Source organism: Pedobacter sp. (assembly GCF_965279535.1).
Taxonomy (GTDB): domain Bacteria; phylum Bacteroidota; class Bacteroidia; order Sphingobacteriales; family Sphingobacteriaceae; genus Pedobacter.
In genome coordinates, this window is sequence record NZ_OZ257244.1 from 2,605,512 (window position 1) to 2,623,508 (window position 17,997).

At 35.4% G+C, this 17,997-nt stretch carries 18 protein-coding genes; 8 read left to right on the top strand and 10 right to left on the bottom strand.

What is annotated here, in order from left to right; genetic code table 11:
- Positions 1-4: 4 nt before the first annotated feature.
- Positions 5-751, bottom strand: coding sequence for a DUF268 domain-containing protein (locus ACQY77_RS10420; RefSeq protein ID WP_421942206.1), 747 nt, complete (start codon positions 749-751; stop codon positions 5-7).
- A gap of 212 nt (positions 752-963) precedes the next feature.
- On the opposite strand from ACQY77_RS10420, the gene ACQY77_RS10425 reads away from it, so the two are divergent.
- Complete coding sequence (locus ACQY77_RS10425; protein ID WP_421942205.1) at positions 964-2,055, top strand: acyltransferase family protein; 1,092 nt, start codon at positions 964-966, stop codon at positions 2,053-2,055.
- Here ACQY77_RS10425 and ACQY77_RS10430 read toward each other — a convergent pair.
- Both ACQY77_RS10430 and ACQY77_RS10435 read right to left on the bottom strand, forming a co-directional pair.
- Positions 2,052-3,056, bottom strand: a complete 1,005-nt coding sequence (locus tag ACQY77_RS10430; RefSeq protein ID WP_421942204.1) for a glycosyltransferase family 2 protein — start codon at positions 3,054-3,056, stop codon at positions 2,052-2,054. The genes ACQY77_RS10425 and ACQY77_RS10430 overlap by 4 nt on opposite strands.
- Positions 3,053-3,910: an alpha-1,2-fucosyltransferase gene (locus ACQY77_RS10435; RefSeq protein WP_421942203.1), complete on the bottom strand. Its 858-nt coding sequence runs from the start codon at positions 3,908-3,910 to the stop codon at positions 3,053-3,055. Before ACQY77_RS10435 ends, ACQY77_RS10430 begins: the two co-directional genes overlap by 4 nt.
- 170 nt (positions 3,911-4,080) lie before the next feature.
- Here ACQY77_RS10435 and ACQY77_RS10440 point away from each other — a divergent pair, with 170 nt between their 5' ends.
- Complete coding sequence (locus tag ACQY77_RS10440; RefSeq protein ID WP_421942202.1) at positions 4,081-5,199, top strand: glycosyltransferase family 4 protein; 1,119 nt, start codon at positions 4,081-4,083, stop codon at positions 5,197-5,199.
- A gap of 29 nt (positions 5,200-5,228) precedes the next feature.
- Entirely contained in the window at positions 5,229-6,101 is an 873-nt protein-coding gene (locus tag ACQY77_RS10445) for a glycosyltransferase (RefSeq protein ID WP_421942201.1), read from the top strand.
- Between the two features lie 2 nt (positions 6,102-6,103).
- Here the strand turns inward: ACQY77_RS10445 and ACQY77_RS10450 are convergent, their stop codons facing one another.
- The 6 genes from ACQY77_RS10450 to ACQY77_RS10475 form a co-directional block, all read right to left on the bottom strand.
- The gene (locus ACQY77_RS10450) at positions 6,104-7,045 is read right to left on the bottom strand and encodes a glycosyltransferase (RefSeq protein WP_421942200.1); all 942 of its coding nucleotides are present in this window, start codon (positions 7,043-7,045) and stop codon (positions 6,104-6,106) included.
- Between the two features lie 9 nt (positions 7,046-7,054).
- A complete protein-coding gene (locus tag ACQY77_RS10455; protein WP_421942199.1) occupies positions 7,055-7,948 on the bottom strand; it encodes a glycosyltransferase in 894 nt (297 codons plus the stop codon).
- Between the two features lie 2 nt (positions 7,949-7,950).
- Positions 7,951-8,748 carry a hypothetical protein gene (locus ACQY77_RS10460; RefSeq protein ID WP_421942198.1) on the bottom strand — a complete coding sequence of 266 codons (798 nt, stop codon included), beginning with the start codon at positions 8,746-8,748 and terminating at the stop codon, positions 7,951-7,953.
- A gap of 2 nt (positions 8,749-8,750) precedes the next feature.
- Positions 8,751-10,571: an ABC transporter ATP-binding protein gene (locus ACQY77_RS10465; RefSeq protein WP_421942197.1), complete on the bottom strand. Its 1,821-nt coding sequence runs from the start codon at positions 10,569-10,571 to the stop codon at positions 8,751-8,753.
- Between the two features lie 129 nt (positions 10,572-10,700).
- The gene (locus ACQY77_RS10470; protein ID WP_421942196.1) at positions 10,701-11,687 is read right to left on the bottom strand and encodes a glycosyltransferase family 2 protein; all 987 of its coding nucleotides are present in this window, start codon (positions 11,685-11,687) and stop codon (positions 10,701-10,703) included.
- Positions 11,688-12,566 carry a glycosyltransferase family 2 protein gene (locus tag ACQY77_RS10475; protein WP_421942195.1) on the bottom strand — a complete coding sequence of 293 codons (879 nt, stop codon included), beginning with the start codon at positions 12,564-12,566 and terminating at the stop codon, positions 11,688-11,690.
- 97 nt (positions 12,567-12,663) lie between these two features.
- Here ACQY77_RS10475 and meaB point away from each other — a divergent pair, with 97 nt between their 5' ends.
- Entirely contained in the window at positions 12,664-13,560 is an 897-nt protein-coding gene (gene meaB, locus ACQY77_RS10480; RefSeq protein ID WP_421942194.1) for a methylmalonyl Co-A mutase-associated GTPase MeaB, read from the top strand.
- A gap of 61 nt (positions 13,561-13,621) precedes the next feature.
- On the opposite strand, the gene ACQY77_RS10485 is transcribed toward meaB, so the two are convergent.
- Positions 13,622-14,911 (bottom strand): aminopeptidase P family protein, encoded by a 1,290-nt coding sequence (locus ACQY77_RS10485; RefSeq protein ID WP_421942193.1) that lies wholly within the window; start codon positions 14,909-14,911, stop codon positions 13,622-13,624.
- Between the two features lie 171 nt (positions 14,912-15,082).
- Here ACQY77_RS10485 and ACQY77_RS10490 point away from each other — a divergent pair, with 171 nt between their 5' ends.
- The 4 genes from ACQY77_RS10490 (at position 15,083) to ACQY77_RS10505 (ending at position 17,992) form a co-directional block, all read left to right on the top strand.
- Positions 15,083-16,435, top strand: coding sequence for an OmpA family protein (locus tag ACQY77_RS10490; protein ID WP_421942192.1), 1,353 nt, complete (start codon positions 15,083-15,085; stop codon positions 16,433-16,435).
- Positions 16,436-16,549: 114 nt separating this feature from the next.
- Positions 16,550-16,687, top strand: a complete 138-nt coding sequence (locus ACQY77_RS10495) for a DUF6728 family protein (protein WP_421942191.1) — start codon at positions 16,550-16,552, stop codon at positions 16,685-16,687.
- Between the two features lie 22 nt (positions 16,688-16,709).
- The gene (locus tag ACQY77_RS10500; protein WP_421942190.1) at positions 16,710-17,090 is read left to right on the top strand and encodes a RidA family protein; all 381 of its coding nucleotides are present in this window, start codon (positions 16,710-16,712) and stop codon (positions 17,088-17,090) included.
- A gap of 2 nt (positions 17,091-17,092) precedes the next feature.
- Positions 17,093-17,992 carry an EamA family transporter gene (locus ACQY77_RS10505; RefSeq protein ID WP_421942189.1) on the top strand — a complete coding sequence of 300 codons (900 nt, stop codon included), beginning with the start codon at positions 17,093-17,095 and terminating at the stop codon, positions 17,990-17,992.
- Positions 17,993-17,997: the final 5 nt, after the last annotated feature.

The following is a 17,997-nucleotide window of genomic DNA, read 5'->3' on the forward strand; positions in this document are numbered from 1 at the left end:
ACAATTACTTTTTCTTGCTAAACCAAAAGCATCCACAACCATAAAATTGCCTACTTAGCAATTCATCTGATGGATCTGTAACTAAACCGCCATCCGATTCGTCTTCCGGTATTAAAGCAAATTGTATCAATTCTAAATCTGAAAACAGCGTTAAAACCTGATCCTTAGCATAAATCCGATGGGCATTGAAACAAATTACGTTCTTAGCACCTAAAGGAACCACAAAAAGCAGCGTACCACCTGGAGCAAGAACTCTTTTTAATTCATTTATAGCTTTTAAATCACCATCATAATCAATTGGATCTCCATACCTCCCCAGGCCAACATGTTCTACGGTATGCATGCAGGATAAGGAGATTACGGAATCTGATTCAAATGGTAGATTCAACAAATCACCAGCTAATGATTTCAAATTAGGCAAATCTAACTTAGCGGGACGATAATCATAAAACTCAACAGGTAAAAAAGCGGATAAAATGGATGAAAAATGTAATGTAGATGAAATGTCTATATGTTTATCTGGCTTATTCTTAAGTACAATTCGGGTAGCCCATGCTGGGTGGTAAACATAATGTCTGTCAAAGCCCGTTTCTGCGGTATTGTCATTTAAACAGGGAAAAAAAATTCGCTCATCTAAAGTAAAACGCTTAAGAGAATGTGTTTCCTGGTCAAGCAGCGCTTTAAATTCGGTTTTAAATCTTTTCTGTTGCGGATTACTTTTCGAAAATATTTTCTTTAATCTTTTTATCATACAATTTATATCCTATTTATCATATTTACTAAGATAAAGGAATAATTTAATGAAATATATAGGGTTAAATTAAAGTTTAAAGCCTGACAGAATTAAAAATTCACTTGTAATTGACTGTAATATTTTCTGTACATAAATGTTAAAAAAAACGAGAATGTTAATTCAACATTATTTTTTGCAGATATTCGCCGAACATCTGCCTTTTTTAATTAATGGATATTGAATTAACAAATAAAACACAGCCTCAGAAAAAAAATTTCAACTTTGTAGATACGATCAGGTGTATATCAATGATCGGTATTGTTATGGAACATTGCTCAATGGTCCCTTCTAATCATTACAACAGGCTGTTTGATAGAATTACTGAAACCTCTATAATACAATCTTTCAAATTCAGTACTATAGCTTTTTTCCTTATTGGAGGATTTTTAATCAATCATAAGTTCCAGGAATACACTCCCGGCCAATACCTTAAAAACAGATTTAAAAAGACTATTGGCCCATGGTTATTTTGGATTTTGATATTCATTGCATTGACAACTTTAGATCGATATATAGCTTATACCAAAGGCGGAGATGTAGGCCAGCTGGTTACCGAGCCATTTAAATTCATCAGTATGTTATTTTTTAGGATTGTGATGTTCAGCCCTTATTGGTTCATACTCAACTTTCTAATCTGTATATCAATATTACTTGTATTTAAAAAATATCTTTACAACATCTGGTTTGGAGCAATCTTATCTCTATTTTCATTGTTCTATAGCATTAACATCTACGCTGGCTGGATAGAAACCACTCACACTACTGCTATACTTGGATTTGTATTTTACTTATGGCTGGGTGTTTATTTCAACAAATATTATGACAAGGTAATCTGGCTAATTAATGCTGTGTCCTGGTCTAAAATAGTTATCATCACTATTATTTCTTTTGCAATTGCTGTTGCAGAATCTAGCTACCTGAATCATATTGGAATTGATGATGCCTATAACACTTTAAGGCTAAGCAATATTGTATACTCATTAATTATGTTTGTCTTATTACTTAAAATTGGCAACATTAATTGGTTGCAGCAAAATCTTAAACCCAGAGAAACAACTTTTGGTATATATTTACTCCACATCATTATCATTGATAGAGGCCTCCCGCTAATTTTTCAGCCTTTAAAATTAAATGTTCTTGAATTTACGATATGGCAAGATATTGGCACCTTACTGCTTAGGTTTTTAATCACCTATGGTACCTGCTTTTTATTAACCCGGCTTATTGGCAGAACAAAAATGAAATGGGCTGTAGGAAACTAAAACAAACCTCTTAAACTTATCTTAAGTATCCTGCGAAAAGATTTAAACCTAAAAAAAGACCATTCAAACAATTCTTTGTCGAAATATAGTTGTAGTGCTTTACCATTCTTCTTCTGGGATTGAATAATTTCCATCCCTTTACTGAATAAGAATGATTTGAATTTATGTTTATCAAAACGCTTTGATTTATCATTAGCAAATTTCATCTCCTTAAGAAGTTGAAAATACTCCGTAAAATGTGCTTTATCGAGTGCTCTGGTAAATACTTCCTGATGAGCTAGCAGAAGTTCTTCAGTAGGACTCATGCCTAAACTTATCTGCATTTTTGTCAATATCCTTTTTTCATTTTCAAATTGCCCATCAGATTTTTTTATGGTAATATTCTGACCATGTATCCGATACTGCACTAAAACTTTATCGGTATTGCATACACTGTATCTTTCTGATATTCGGAAGAAAAGATCCAAATCCTCTGCTAAGGCGTAATCACTATAGCCCTTAACTTCACGAAATACGTCTGCTCTGAACATTACGCTTGAATTGACAAATGGATTGCCAAAGAAGAAAAACATATTAATATTTTGATCAACAGGCTGTATAAATTTTTGGCCTGTTGGGTTCCCTTGTGTATCAATAATTTCGGCATGTCCGCCACACAGGGCTATATTTGAATGGCCGGAAAGAAATTCATGTTGTATCTCAAGGCGATCTGGAAAAGCAATGTCGTCACTATCTAAGATCGCAATATATTCTCCCTGAGCAAGCTCCAGCAATCTGTTTCGGGTAAAAGGAATACCCCTATTTTTATCATTATGAATCAATCTGATTCTAGGATCATCAAAACGCTCTACAACTGCAACTGTATCATCTGCAGATCCATCATTAACTATAATTAATTCGAAATCCTTAAAAGTTTGATTTAGGATACTTAAAATAGATGTTTCGATAAAATCGGCAACATTGTATGCAGCCATAAAAACGGTAACCTGTGGATGAATCATATTTTAATCCAATTTTTAGGGCACACATCACTATCATCATAACCCGGTTCATTTACCCATTTAGCTGGAGCAATTACCCGCTTTCCTTTATTAATATTTAACCAGGCAGCCCACCAACTGAAGCTGCTATTGGCAATTATATTATGCTTACATAGGCTCATGAGCTGCATATCTTTATAACTTTCTTTGGCTTGATTCCAGGCAATATATTTTGCATCCCCAACATTGAGATTATCCTTACACCAGGCTATATCATTAGAAAACACAAAAAAAACGGGATTTAAAACGCTTTCTTTAATGAGTGCTATTGCATTTTCATAGTAGTCCCGCTCACAAATTCCACCCAAAAGGCTGTGCCCAACATAATCTCCTCTTCTCACATGAATACTTATACTTTCTGAAGCGGCTATTAATTTAACAATCGCTTCATTTTGACCGGTTAATGGTTTCTGAAACTTAAAAGATGACCTGATCTTATCTTCTATATTCAGAAAATATTTTTCATTTTGCCAATATCCCCAGTATAACCTGTGATTGGTGTCAAGATATATGCTTTCATCAAAAACAAAAGGTTTTCGTTCTTCAAAATATGCATCCTTAAGACCCAAAACACGTCGCAACTTTCTAAATGCCCATTTTCTGCAATTAGGATCATATAGTTTGATATAAAATTCAGAAGCCCTATCTAACTGGATATTAAATACCTCTTCCAATTCCATTCCATTATGTAGTTCGTAGTTTTCAAAACCAATGATATCAGCCTTAACTTGCTTAAAATTATTTTTTAAAGACAGGTAAAATGCATATTGAAACATCTGATTACCCAAACCACCCAGGAATTTTACAATTTTCATTAATAGAGAATATCGTTTCTGATGAAATAACGTATTAATCCAAAGATATTAACAAAGTACAATATGTTGGGTAAATAATACTTTATCAAAAGTTATAAAATTAATTATTCCTTAATTTGCATCCGTAATGTTTATCGCCATTTTTACAGGGCCAGAACAACGTTTAAGATATGAAAAGAATATTATTTATTACGCAAGACTTAGGTAGAACCGGCTCTGAAATGCTATTGTGGTATTCTTTATTAAATCTTAACCGAGCGGAATTTACATCCTACGTATTTTGCAAACAAAAAGGGATACTGATAGATCAACTGCCTGCTCATGTAAAATGGTTTATAGCTTATAAAAAAAGTAAAAATTTATACCACAAAATTCTGCGTGGTGTTTTAAAGATATTTAAAATTGACCCCTTAGCTTACCAGCTAAAACAAATTCAGAAGAAAATTAAAGCTGATTTCTGGTATGTCAATACGATTGCCAATCCAGAAGTATATGACATCGCCAGGAAACTGGGGATTAAAATCATTACCCATTTTCATGAACTTCCAATGGCTTATAGTTTTATTACTTATCATAACCTGGAAAAAATCGTTAATTACTCCAGTGGCTTTATTGGATGCTCTGAAGTAGTATGTGAAAAAATAAGAAACATGGGAGCAAAAAATGTGGAACTCCTTTATGGCTTTATCGATCAAAACAGAATAAGATGCTCGAAACCCATTGATGTTGTTCGAACCAGTTTAGGTTTCGAATCAACTGATTTTATTTGGGTAATTTCTGGAAAAACAACTTTAATTAAAGGAATAGATTTTTTAATTCCCTTATTGGGATTGATACCCGCCAATGCTAAAATCCTTTGGATTGGAGGAGAGGAACCTAGCGGAACATATTATTATGTAAGTAAGACTATAGCGGCAAAATTTCCTGATAGGGTTAAATTTATTGGTGCCCAAGAAGAAGATTACTATAATTACTTAAATTGTGGCAATGCCTTTTTGCTGCTATCCAGAGAAGATTCCTTTCCATTGGTCATGTTAGAAGCAGCATCCCTGGGCAAGCCAATTGTTGGTTTTAACTCAGGTGGAATTAAAGAATTCATCCGTGAAGACACCGGAATTGTTGTTGACCAGGGGAATTTTGAAAATCTTGCTGAGGCGATGAATCTGGTGGCTGAGCATCCTGAAATGTTCAATGTTAATAGTATTAAGATGGCAAGCGCAAATCACGAAGTGACCAGACAAGTAAATGCATTAGAAGATATTCTTCGCAAATTTTCATTAAATAATTAACAATTTCCAGGTTTAGAACTTGAATAGCTATGATTTCTGTAATTATTTCATCTGCAAAACCCAAATTATTGGCCGCTACCGTTAAAAATATCGAACAAACCGTGGGTCTTGAGTTTGAAATACTGGCTTATGAAAATGCCGATGGTAAAAAGAGTATCTGTGAAATTTACAACTTAGGAATAGAAAATGCCCAGTATGATATCTTATGCTTTATGCATGAAGACCTTTTAATTAAGACCAACAATTGGGGTGAACATGTTCTTTCAGTCTTTAAGAAACATACCAAACTGGGTGTATTAGGAGTTGCTGGGTGTGCGTATAAAACATATGCACCATCCGGATGGGATGTTGAAGGTAATGAGGCTAATGTAAAGTGTATTAATTATATCCAGGGAAATCAGAACGCTGATGTTGATGGAGTTCATATTTATTATAATCCAGGCAATAAGCACCTTGAAACAGTAGCCGCTGTTGATGGAATGTGGTTGTGTACAACAAAAAGCATCGCAAAATCACATCTTTTTGATGAAAAAACTTTGACAGGCTTTCACGGTTACGATTTAGATTTCTGTTTAAATGTTGGCCAAAATCATCAGATTGCCGTTACTTTTGACATTTTAATGGAACATTTTTCTTCAGGTAATTTTGGTCGAGATTGGTTCTCAGCAATACTGAAACTGCAGGAAAAATGGGAATATCTATTACCTGTGATAGAAAAACCGTTAACGATTTCCCAGCAAAATACTTTTGAAAAGCGAGCGTACAAACGAAATATTATTAATATGTTGTGCTTTGGATATCCAAAAAAAGAAATCTTTAATTACCTGTTAAAGTTCAAAAAGAAGGGCAAAATTTCAACTGCTCTTTTCTTAAAATTAAACTATTATTTATTGACTAAGTAATTCTATTTAAGCCCTTTGCTTTCTTTAAAGATTAATATCATCCTGCTAAAGAACGATTTGTGATAAAGCTTAAACAACGAAGATTGATGCCACGTTAAAAAAAAGAATAGCGAAGTTGAAAATGTTTTTTCATTAAGTGTTGAAAGCTTCGTCCTCAACCGTTCAATAAAACCTGCCTCTGATGTACTTATATTAGCAGATATTAGCACAGCAAGATGTTTTATCCTATTTGAATTAATATTTCGACGTTTTGTAAGCTTTTCAAAACCGGGATCTACCTCTTTCAGTTTCTTTAAATGATGGGTAAAAGTAACAGTATGTTCATGTTGTCTGTAGCAGACTAAATTCTGTTTCAGATACCTGACATTACCAATTGATAGTGCATTATAAGCAATCCAATGATCATGAGGAATATCGAGTGGTAGTGGCAAAACCATCTCTAATAAGGTTTTTTTAATTAACATGGCATGACCAGCCATGCAGTTATTCAGTAGCAGGGAGCGATGCTCTTTGCCATCAATGTACCCAATAGCCTTTGAAAGGCTTTTTCCCATTGATTTACCATCCGCTGTAATCATCAAAGAATCGTGATAGATCAAAATATCCTCTTCTTTAAGGTGGGAGGATAAAATAGACAGTTTTTTCAGATCCCAAATATCATCCTGGTCGCACAGGGCAATTAATTCGCCCTTAGACAATGTTATTGCCCGTTCGAAGTTTTTAATATAACCAAGATTTTGTTCGTTCTGATAGACCTTAAAGAATGAATATTCAGTTTCATAACGCCTTAGGATACTCATCGTATCATCATTGGATCCATCATCTACCACAACAATTTGTTTATTGGGATAATCCTGGTTCACAAGACTATCCAACTGTGCTGACAGGTACTTTTCACCGTTAAATGTGCATACGGCTATACTGATTAACGGCATTTCTATCATAGCCCAAAATTAAGGATTACGCCTACACTCTGCTAAAATAATTTTAAGCTTTGAAAAAATTGATCTTTTGCGGATATAGAAAAGTGAATGGAAATTTTTCAATAAAGTAAATAATAATCTCGGGGAAAAGGATTTTACATCTAATACATGATATCCCTCAAGTAAATCATACAATAACTTTTTGGTTTTCGGAGGGGTACTTAAATAGTTTGCGAAATACTTAAGTTGCAGTCTGCGAATTTCTTTATTATTCTTTTTATCGGTAGCAGTAGAACTTTTATTATGCCTCCTATGCTGCACCAATTTTTCCTTTACAAAATTCAGTCTGTTTTCGCAAGCCGCTATATAACCGAACCACCAATCATAATATATACCCTCCGGAATTTCATGAACATATTTAAACAATTCTTTAGCGATTAAACATGCGTGACCGGAGATACAATTATTATATAGTAACTGTATGGTACTCTCCCCCTTAACAAAGTGGTGTAAAGAGGAGATACTTTTTCCATTTGGTACTCCATTCTCATCTATAAAAGCAGAATCATGATAGATTAACAGGTTATTACCGACATTCCGGATCATCATTGTGATCTTGTTGCTATTCCAGATATCGTCCTGATCAGCAATGGCTATATATTCTCCTTTGCAACTGCTAATGGTGCTTAAAAAATTTTGATTGAATCCGAGATTATGCTCATTTACTTTAAAGTTAATGCCAGGATTTGACGAAACATATTCATGAATAATAGCAACAGTATTATCAGTAGAACAATCATCGCTGATTACGATTTCTATATTAGCATAATCCTGGGCAAGAATAGAATCTAACTGCGTTGCCAGATAGTCCTGGCCATTATAAGTACATAAAGCAATAGATACTAAGGGAAGCGTTTCTTTCATGGCTAAACTCTTTTTTTTAATCCATTCCACATTCTAACCAAGAATAAAAAAACTGGATTACCGCACATTCTCCCAAGAAATGATCCCGACAAATGGAAAACGGTAGAGTTGGTTTGTACCCATCTTGTTCTAAAAAAGCGATTATACTTGGAAATTAATGCTTTTCTTATCAAATAAAAGCTGGGATCTCTGTTTCCCCTGCTTTTGTGCGTAAGGTTGAAAGGAATGACATATGACGAAAAGCCATTTAATTCTGCCTGTAAAACCAGTTCAGTGGCATATAAATGGAATCCATTTAAATTACTGGAAACCTTTAGATTTGCCTTATTTTTTATTAGTAGAAAGTTTTCGTCCAGTGCTGATACTTTCAACGGGAATATTCCCTTATCCATAAATGTACCATCTGGGTATGAAATATGATAAACGATATGGTTGGGCCCTGCTGCACCGGCGTTACCACAGATTCCCCAATCAGGATCTATTTCATCTAAATTCTTTAAACAATTTCTTAAATGGTTAACATCATCTTTATCTATTAACACATCTTGATGGCAGATAATTACAAATTTTCCCTTTGCCTGTCTTAAAAACAAGTTAATAGCAGCAAATGCATCAAATTCATTATGCTCGGAATTATCGACATATAAAAATTCAGCAATTTGATCCGAAAAGCCTTTATTTTTAAATGACTGTAGCATTTCTAAATATTCGCTTTTTCGGGTAATCAGCGTACAAATAGAAAACTCTAAATCGAATTGGCTTTCCCGTATTCTACGTGCAAAATTAGAGATGTCTGTCATTTTTAATCATTAAAAGCCTGCATATCAATTAATCTCCGATATAGACCATTGTGCGCCATTAATTCTGCATGATTACCCGTTTCTACTACCTCTCCCTTATCAATCACAACAATTTTATCGGCGTGTTGAATGGTACTTAAACGATGTGCAATTACAATGGAAGTACGGTTTTTCATCAAATTATTAAGGGCGTCCTGCACCAGTTTTTCTGATTCAGTATCCAATGCAGAAGTAGCTTCGTCTAACAACATGATTGGTGGATTAGCTAAAACTGCCCGGGCAATACAAACACGTTGTCTCTGTCCACCAGAAAGTCTATTTCCGCGATCACCTACAAAGGATTGGTATCCACCTTCAGTATTTTCGATAAAATCATGTGCATTTGCAATTTTGGCAGCCATTACAACTTCTTCCATAGAAGCATTCGGTTTTGCAAAGGCAATATTATTAAAAATGGTATCATTAAAAAGAAACGATTCCTGGTTTACAGTTCCCATTTTCTCCCGTATACTTTCTACCGCTAAATCTTTATAATTATGTCCATCAATTTTAATATTCCCTGCTTTTGGATCATGAAAACGAGGAATCAGATCCATCAAAGTACTTTTTCCACCTCCTGATGGCCCAACCAAGGCTACAGTAGTTCCCTTCTCAATGGTAAAATTGATGTCTTTCAGCACTTCTTTTTCACCATAATTAAATGATACGTGCTCAAAAGATAAGCGTTGATTAAAACTTGCTAAATCCTGTGCATCTTCCTTATTAACCAATTCTGGTTTAGTATCGATTAAATCCAATACCCGGTCTCCTGCCGAAATTCCTGAATGTATTCCACTAAAAGAATCAGTAAGTGCCTTAATGGGCTGCATTACCTGAGAAAAAGTTGCTAAGTAAACTACAAACTCCGAAGCTTCTAAATCTCCCTTTCCACTTAAAATCATTGTCCCACCATATAGCAAGATAAAAACAACGACCAGAACACCCAATGTTTGAGAAACGGGTGAAGCAAGCTGCTGTCTTCTAGCCATTTTTCGATTTAAAAAAGAATAAAATTTATTTTCCTCATCAAATTTCTCTTTAATTCTCGCTGTAGCATTGAAAGCCTTTACGATCTTGATTCCGCTTAGAGATTCGTCCAGGAAGCCAATCATCTTAGCAAAAGACTCATGGGATTGCGTGGCTTGTTGTTTTAAGCGTTTTACGATTTTACTAATAATAAATCCTGATACAGGTATAACCAGTAAAGAGAAAATAGTAAGTTTAAATGAGATGGAAACTAAAACTCCAATAAAAAATAACAGCTGAACAGGTTCTTTGAAAACTACCTGTAGCGTATTGGTTACGGTAAACTGAACCACCTGAACATCAGATGCAACTTTTGAAATAATATCTCCTTTTCGTTCATTGTTAAAAAATGCCACATGAAGATTCATTACATTGTTAAATACTTTTTTCCGCATATTAAGTAAAGTATGAACGCGTAAATCTTCCATAAACCGTTGCGAGAAGTACCTGAAAAAATTGGAAAGAAAAACGGTTATTACAATTACTACACAGATAACCTTTAATGCATAAACTTTATCATCCGCAATAATTGTGTTCATGTAATCATTAAACTGTCCTAAAAAATCGAATGATCCTTTTGGTTCAATGCCTTTAATTGGTCCTTCAACTTTCCCTAAAAACAATGCCTGCATTAGTGGTCCGAGAAGCGTAAAAAGAAATGTATTGAAGATAATGGCAAACAGTGTTGCAATTATATAAGGTATTGCAAATTTTTCAATGGGTTTGGCAAACGACAATAAACGGAAATAGGTCTTCATTTTAAAAAAATGGAATATGTGAAATGGAGAATGCTTGTGCCCTATCCCCAAAAAAATCAGTTTAAAATTAGGCAAATGTACGGTTTTCGATTTAACCCGACAGATTTTGGAAATTAAGAGGCTATAAAATTACAATCGATTAATTTTCTTTGAAACCGTGGATTGATCTATGAACTTAATTACATCTGAAATATTTAAAGCTGATTGATGTTTCTTTTTTAATGCACTAAGATGTTGCCTACTTAAATTGATACGTTGTTTTTGCTCAAGATAGGCTTTATAGCTTTTCCATACCCAAAGCTTCCCCGTTAATATTTTAGGGATCAGTTCAGTAAACAGTTGCTGTAAAGGATACAATATCTTCCTTAGACCTTCCAAATGAATTCCCTGTAAGATATAACGGTTACGATAATATATTTCTTTGATAAGGTTCGATTTGATCTGGGTTTTGGTACTTCCGCTTACGTGATGAAAACATACAGATTGATGCTCATAATAGCATTTCCATCCCAATTGCCATGCCCTTAAACTTAAATCGAAGTCCTCAGAAGAAAATGGTGAATAAATTTCATCGAAACCCTTAAGTTCTTTTAGCTTTTTAGCATCAACCAATGCGTTGGCACCTGAAAGATAAGCGGTGTAAACCTCCCGGTCTGAAGGTTCTTCACTGAAATAAAATTTATTGGCTTTAATTCTACAACCACTATAATATAAAAGTCTGGCTGCATCTTCTATCCTGGTTTCGTCAAAGCTCATAATCCGGCCCATCACACCAAATGTATCTGATTGCTCAAAATACTGCCACTGCTGTTCAAAATAATCAGGAGTAAGTTTAACGTCAGAATTCAGGAGTAAAATCAGTTCGTATTGTGCAGCGTTGATTCCCTGATTACAGGTATAAGAAAATCCGCTGTTTTTTTCGTTTATAAGTAATTTTACATTTGGATAGTGTGTATTTATAAAGGCAATACTCTCATCTTTAGAGCCATCATCAATAACTATTACCTCAAATAGGGTTTTAGCATTTTCGGCAGCAAGAAAAACAGAAGGTAAATATTTCTCCAATAAATGCCTGCCGTTATAATTAGGAATAACAATAGAAATGCTTTTCTGCATCTACTTCACAAGTTTATAGTTACGGTATTCGAATAAACGTAGTCCGGTTAAATCTTCAATTTTCTGGAGAATTCTTCTCCTAAAATTCATTTTCGGCGTTTCTCTGGTCAGGTCTTTATCGAATTTCCAGTTAGCAGCTTCAATTCTTAACTGCATTACTTTGGGATGTGTTCCTCTAAAGTGAACCAAACGATCAGCATTATGCATATCAAAAGTTTCCTGAACCGGATAGTTCTCTTCAATCCACTCTTCTGTTTGATAAAACTGATTGAAATTTCTCACTTTCCCCTGCAATCCTTTCGGTGGCTTCACCCATCCATAGTGATAAACATAGGCATCGATTAACTTCGCGCTAAGTTTCCGATCGTTAATCCTAAAACCCTGTGCATCCCGGTATGAATGCACACCGGGAAGGTTCTTAATTATTCGAACCTCTCTCCTGTACCAGCGCCTTGATTCAGCAAGATAATCATATGACGCGTAAAAATGACGGTATTTTAGAAGCAAAGCTTCTATTTTCTTATTGTGGAGCTCTGCTTCCATTTCAGCTTTAATCAGCGGCAGATAATCTTCATGAATGGCTTCATCACCCTGAATGTAAATCATCCAGTCTGTATCCTCAGCAATAGCCGCTAAAGCCTTATTTGTTTCATCGGCGAAAACTCTTCCCCCCTCTCTTATGCTTTCATCCCAAACGGTATTAACAATCCTGATTTTATCGGAACCGATGCTTTTAATTAATTCTGCTGTTTCATCAGTCGAGTTGCCCAAAGCAACAACAAAGTCATCACAGAGTGGCAGAACGGAAAGTATGGCTTCCTTTGCTGGATAATCATTTACTACTGCATTTCGAATAAAGGTAAAACCTGTAACTTTCATGAATAATTAGAGTAATTGTGCTGGTTAAATTAATCCCCTGGAAGCACAATAACGATTGAAAATAAATCTGTTTCTTTGTACAAAGATAGTTTTATTGATGAATACACCTCTATCCATTTTGAGCGAATTGAATGCAGGTAATTTCAAGGCATTGGCCAGAGCTTTAACGCTGGTTGAGAATGACATTGAACCAGCCCATCAGCTCTTAAGAAATTTAAAGTACGATGTTGAGGTTCCGGTTATAGGCATCACAGGCCCTCCCGGTGCAGGAAAGAGCACCCTTATTAATGCATTAGTTTCCATATTAACCAGTCAGGGTAAACGCATTGCGATACTGGCAGTAGATCCTACATCCCCTTTTAATTTCGGATCATTACTGGGCGATCGGATCAGAATGGCTGCTCAATTTAATAATCCCAATGTTTATATCCGATCTATTGCTACCAGAGGAGCTTTAGGAGGGGTATCGGCAAAAACGATTGAAATGGTTGATGTATTACGCGCTGCTGGTTTTGATCTGATTATTATTGAAACTGTTGGAGTTGGCCAATCGGAAGTTGAGATTGCAGGCCTTGCAGATAAAACGATTGTAACTTTAGTTCCAGAATCCGGAGATGAAATTCAGCATATTAAATCGGGATTAATGGAAATAGCCGACTGCTTCGTAATCAACAAAGCGGATCGCGAAGGCGCTGATATTTTCTTCAATAAGCTCACAAAATTAATTCATCAAGGTGAAAAACGAATTCCGATTTTAAAAACTGTTGCTGATAAATCTGAGGGCGTTTCTGCATTGTGTGATTGGATATTAAAATCCAATGCTTCTCTGAATAAAAAAAGGACGTTCCTTTTAACGGAAAAAGCATGGAAAATTATACAACACCAAAAAATGCAATCCATAGATAAAAAAAGGCTGCAAGAAGAAATTCAAGCAGCCTGTAATCAAAAAGATTTTAATATTTATCGTTTTGCCGATAATTGGGCTAATATTTAATTCTTTAATTGAAGATCAACGATACAATTGCTCAACTGTTAATTGTAAACTGTTAACTGATTTAGCTATTCATAATAGCCTCTATCTCTTCTGCTTCCAGTGGAATATCAGCCATTAAATCGATATTTCCACTTGAAGTGATGAGTATATTATTTTCTAAACGGATTCCCAACCCCTCTTCCGGAATATAGATTCCTGGCTCAACAGTTAAAATATTGCCGGCAGCAAACGGGGTATACCTTCCTGCAAAATCGTGCACATCTATTCCTAAGTGATGAGAATTTCCATGCATAAAGTATTTTTTATAAGCAGGATATGATGGATTTTGATTTTTTATATCCTCGGTAGAGATTAACCCCAGTTTTATCAGTTGTTCAGTCATAAGTTCACCTACCTGTTCGTGATAGGTATTCCAAATCGTTCCTACCTGGATCAATTTTATCGATTCTCTCATCACATGCAACACCGCGTTGTAAACATCCTTTTGTCTCTGGGTAAATTTACCATTAACCGGGATAGAGCGACTCATGTCGGCATTGTAGTTAGCGTACTCTGCTCCGAAATCGAAAAGAATAACATCCCCATCCTTGCAAATCTGGTTGTTATCATTGTAGTGAAGAATATTGGCATTATGACCAGATGCGATAATTGGAGAATAAGCATGCCCTGTTCCACCCTGTTTAATAAATTCGTGAATGATTTCAGCTTCGATCTCATACTCCTTCACCCCGGGTTTGGTAAATTTCAACACCCTAACGAATGCATCACGGGTTATTGCACAGGCCTTTTTGGTTAGCTCAATTTCTACATCTGACTTTACAGCACGTAAATCGCGCATAATTGGCGCAGACCTTTGATAATTGTGTAAAGGGTATTTAGCTTTCATTTGATCAATGAAACGGAGATCGCGATAGGGCACAGTTGCTGCGTACCGATCATTTTCATTGGTATTCAAATAAATATTTTCAGCATAGTTAATAATACTGTGCAAAATGTTATCAAAATCTTCCAACCAATATATACTTGATATCCCTGAGGCTTCTTTTGCTTGTTCCTTTGTATACTTGTATCCTTCCCAAACTTTAATATAATCATTGGTCTGTCTTAAAAACAGGACTTCTCTGTACAATGGATTAGGACAATCTGGATAAAGCAATAAAATGGTTTGTTCCTGATCGATACCCGATAAATAAAACAGATCGGGATTCTGTTTAAAAATAAAGTTTTGGTCGCCGCTTCTTGGGAACTCATCGCTGGCGTTGAAAACCGCTAAGGAATTGCTTTTTAACCGTTTAATAAAGTTCTTTCTATTTAATACAAATAACGATTGATCGATAGTTGGATATTTCATAAATGAAGTATTTTAGTACGAATAATGGCCAAATGTAAGAAAATGATTAAGACCTGAGAAGTTTGGAACGGAGTTTGTATAAAAGTTTGAAAATTTAAAAATTTGTTTAATTTTGCGATTACTAAAAAATTAATCAATTAAATTGTTTAACCCTTAAAAAAGAAAAAGATTATGAATTATTCTACTTTAAAGAAAAGTCTTGCTGTTTCTTTAGTAGCTTTAACAGGACTAGCTTCTGTTGCTGTTGCTCAAGATGCTCCGGCAACGACTTCTTCTACCAAGGTATTTGGTGGAAGAGGACAGTACAGAACGTGGTCAATTGGTGTTAACGGTGGTGTTTTAGCTCCTGTTATCGCAATCGGCGGTTCTAACGATTTCAACAAATGGGATGTTAACTTAGGTTACGGTTTAAACATCCGTAAACAATTAGGTCACTCGTTCGCTTTAGAATTAAACGGATTACGTGGTAAAGTTTCTGGTTCTAACGATGCTGCACAAGTTACTGCTTCAACTGCTAGAGAATTCGAAACTGAATTACAATATGCTGTTGATTTACGTGGTGTTATCAACGTAGGTTCTATCGATTTCTTACGTCGTGAGAACTCTGTTGGTTTCTTCGTTACTGCGGGTGGTGGTTACTTAGCTTATGCTCCAAAAGTAACTTATACTAACGGTACTGTTGTTGATTGGAAAGGTAAATCTACTGGTCCAGTTGGTGACAAACACGATGCTAAAGACTATGTAAAAGGTTTCTATATTCCAGTTGGTGCTGGTGTTAAATTCAAAGTTTCTGAGCGTGTTAACTTTAACTTAGGTTACACTATGAACTTTGTTGACGCTGATAACTTTGATGGAGTTTATGCAAAAGGAACTACTAAAGATAAATTCTCTTACGGTTATGCTGGTTTAGAATTCTCTTTAGGTTCATCTGCTAAACCTAGCTTAGAGTGGTCTAACCCATTAGCTACTATGTACGATGAGTTAAAAGATCCTACTTTACGTCAAGAAGTTGAAGCATTGAAAAACCGTGTTTCTAACGTAGAGAAATCTGTTGAAGATTTGAAAAAAGATACTGACGGTGACGGTGTTGCTGATCAATTCGACAAATGCCCAGGAACTCCTGCTGGTACTGCTGTTGATGGTTCTGGTTGTCCACTTCCAAAACCTGAAGTTACAACTACTGCACCTAGCAATGTAACTGGTTTCGAGAAAATCGGTTTCGATTTCAACTCTTCAGTTTTAAAAACTGAATCTTATCCAACTTTAGATAAATTATCTTCAGTGTTACGTGAAAACGGTGGTAAAGTAACTGTTAACGGTTATGCTTCTAGCGAAGGTACTGCAGCATATAACTTGAAGTTATCTAAAGACAGAGCTAACTCTGTTAAAACTTACTTAGTAAACTCTGGCGTTAGCGCTAGTCAGGTTGCTACTAAAGGTTTCGGTGAAGCTAATCCAATTGCTTCTAACGATACTGAAGAAGGTCGTATCCAAAACCGTCGTGTTGAAACTGCTAGAAACTAGTATTTCAATATAACTGATTAGAAAAAGGGTTCCGAAATTCGGAACCCTTTTTTTGTGGTCATTTTTTTCCTTCCTCCATTATAAATGCTAAGGGGTTTTATCTAAGTTTGTATTATGTATTTCTTCAGAAAAAAAGACCCCAACCGGCCAACCAATATTAATATTAAAATCATGCATTTTATTAATGCACTGGCCATAACCATTTTTTTAGCTGGAATCATCTATAAGCTAATTCAATGGCTTACTAAATAACCTTATTTTCTTAAAATTGATTATGAAACAAATTATCAATACTACAAATGCACCCGCCCCCATCGGCCCCTATAGTCAGGCCGTGCAGGCAGGCAACTTTTTATTCGTTTCGGGCCAGGTAGCTATCAATCCTGAGAGCGGAGAACTGAATATCGGAAACATTCAGGAGGAAACCCATCAGGTTATGCGCAACTTAAAAGCAGTCTTATTAGAAGCTGGTTTAACTTTCGATAACGTTGTAAAATCTACAATCTTCTTGAGCGATATGGGTACCTTTGCTCAGGTTAATGAAGTTTATGGACAATATTTCAGTTCAGATTTTCCTGCCCGTGAAACCGTTCAGGTATCTGTTTTACCTAAAAACGTTAACGTTGAAATTTCTGTAATTGCCATAGTCTCATAGTTTTGGCATTAGGAAAAAGTAAATATTTTTTAGCAGGCATTGTTCCTTACATTATATGGGGAACAATGTCTATCCCACTGCGCAGCATAAAAGGCTTTCCGCCAACAGAAATTTTATATTACCGAATCCTGGTCTCCATTATAGTTGTATGGTTGGTTGCTTTTATTTTTAGAAAAGCAGCAATTAAAAAAGATATTGCACTGTTTCGTGCCTTAAGTGGCAAAGAAAGAAAGCGTCTGTTCCTGTATATTTTTATATCAGCAATTTTAATCACAGGGAACTGGTTTAGCTATATTTATGCAGTAAATAGTGTAAGCCTGAAAGCAGCAGCTTTTGCATACCTGGTTTGCCCATTGCTTACCGCGCTATGCGGTTTTATTCTTTTGAAGGAACAGCTTACAAAAGCCAAAATAGTTGCCATATTAATTGCCTTTGTGAGTATCATGCTATTGGCAACAGGCTCACTAAGCGAAGTACTTTGGGCTATTCTCATCGCTGCATTTTATGCATTATACGTAGTTGCATTGAAAGTAATTAAAGGAATTGATAAGTTTAACCTATTGGGTATTCAGCTTGTTCTTTCCGGACTAATGATGTTGCCACTATATATATTTACTGCAGCACCATTCCCTACTGATACTTTTTTTTGGGCGAATATTTTTTTAATAGCAATTGTATTTACTATTATCCCACTATTTCTGAACGCTTACGCCCTTGTAGGCATGCCTTCCTCTGCCCTGGGAATACTCATCTACCTTAATCCAATTGTAGCCTTTACAGTAGCCTTCTTGTATTTTAAGGAACCGATTGATTTGCATCAGATTTTTTCATATTTGCTTTTACTGCTGTCGATAATTATTTTTAATGCGCAATTGCTGAAAGGCATCATCAATAAGAAATAGAAAAT

Coding starts and splice junctions, on each gene's coding strand:
- ACQY77_RS10420 (WP_421942206.1), bottom strand. CDS start 751: ATGATAAAAAGATTAAAGAAAATATTTTCGAAAAGTAATCCGCAACAG.
- ACQY77_RS10425 (WP_421942205.1), top strand. CDS start 964: ATGGATATTGAATTAACAAATAAAACACAGCCTCAGAAAAAAAATTTC.
- ACQY77_RS10430 (WP_421942204.1), bottom strand. CDS start 3,056: ATGATTCATCCACAGGTTACCGTTTTTATGGCTGCATACAATGTTGCC.
- ACQY77_RS10435 (WP_421942203.1), bottom strand. CDS start 3,910: ATGAAAATTGTAAAATTCCTGGGTGGTTTGGGTAATCAGATGTTTCAA.
- ACQY77_RS10440 (WP_421942202.1), top strand. CDS start 4,081: ATGAAAAGAATATTATTTATTACGCAAGACTTAGGTAGAACCGGCTCT.
- ACQY77_RS10445 (WP_421942201.1), top strand. CDS start 5,229: ATGATTTCTGTAATTATTTCATCTGCAAAACCCAAATTATTGGCCGCT.
- ACQY77_RS10450 (WP_421942200.1), bottom strand. CDS start 7,045: ATGATAGAAATGCCGTTAATCAGTATAGCCGTATGCACATTTAACGGT.
- ACQY77_RS10455 (WP_421942199.1), bottom strand. CDS start 7,948: ATGAAAGAAACGCTTCCCTTAGTATCTATTGCTTTATGTACTTATAAT.
- ACQY77_RS10460 (WP_421942198.1), bottom strand. CDS start 8,748: ATGACAGACATCTCTAATTTTGCACGTAGAATACGGGAAAGCCAATTC.
- ACQY77_RS10465 (WP_421942197.1), bottom strand. CDS start 10,571: ATGAAGACCTATTTCCGTTTATTGTCGTTTGCCAAACCCATTGAAAAA.
- ACQY77_RS10470 (WP_421942196.1), bottom strand. CDS start 11,687: ATGCAGAAAAGCATTTCTATTGTTATTCCTAATTATAACGGCAGGCAT.
- ACQY77_RS10475 (WP_421942195.1), bottom strand. CDS start 12,566: ATGAAAGTTACAGGTTTTACCTTTATTCGAAATGCAGTAGTAAATGAT.
- meaB (WP_421942194.1), top strand. CDS start 12,664: ATGAATACACCTCTATCCATTTTGAGCGAATTGAATGCAGGTAATTTC.
- ACQY77_RS10485 (WP_421942193.1), bottom strand. CDS start 14,911: ATGAAATATCCAACTATCGATCAATCGTTATTTGTATTAAATAGAAAG.
- ACQY77_RS10490 (WP_421942192.1), top strand. CDS start 15,083: ATGAATTATTCTACTTTAAAGAAAAGTCTTGCTGTTTCTTTAGTAGCT.
- ACQY77_RS10495 (WP_421942191.1), top strand. CDS start 16,550: ATGTATTTCTTCAGAAAAAAAGACCCCAACCGGCCAACCAATATTAAT.
- ACQY77_RS10500 (WP_421942190.1), top strand. CDS start 16,710: ATGAAACAAATTATCAATACTACAAATGCACCCGCCCCCATCGGCCCC.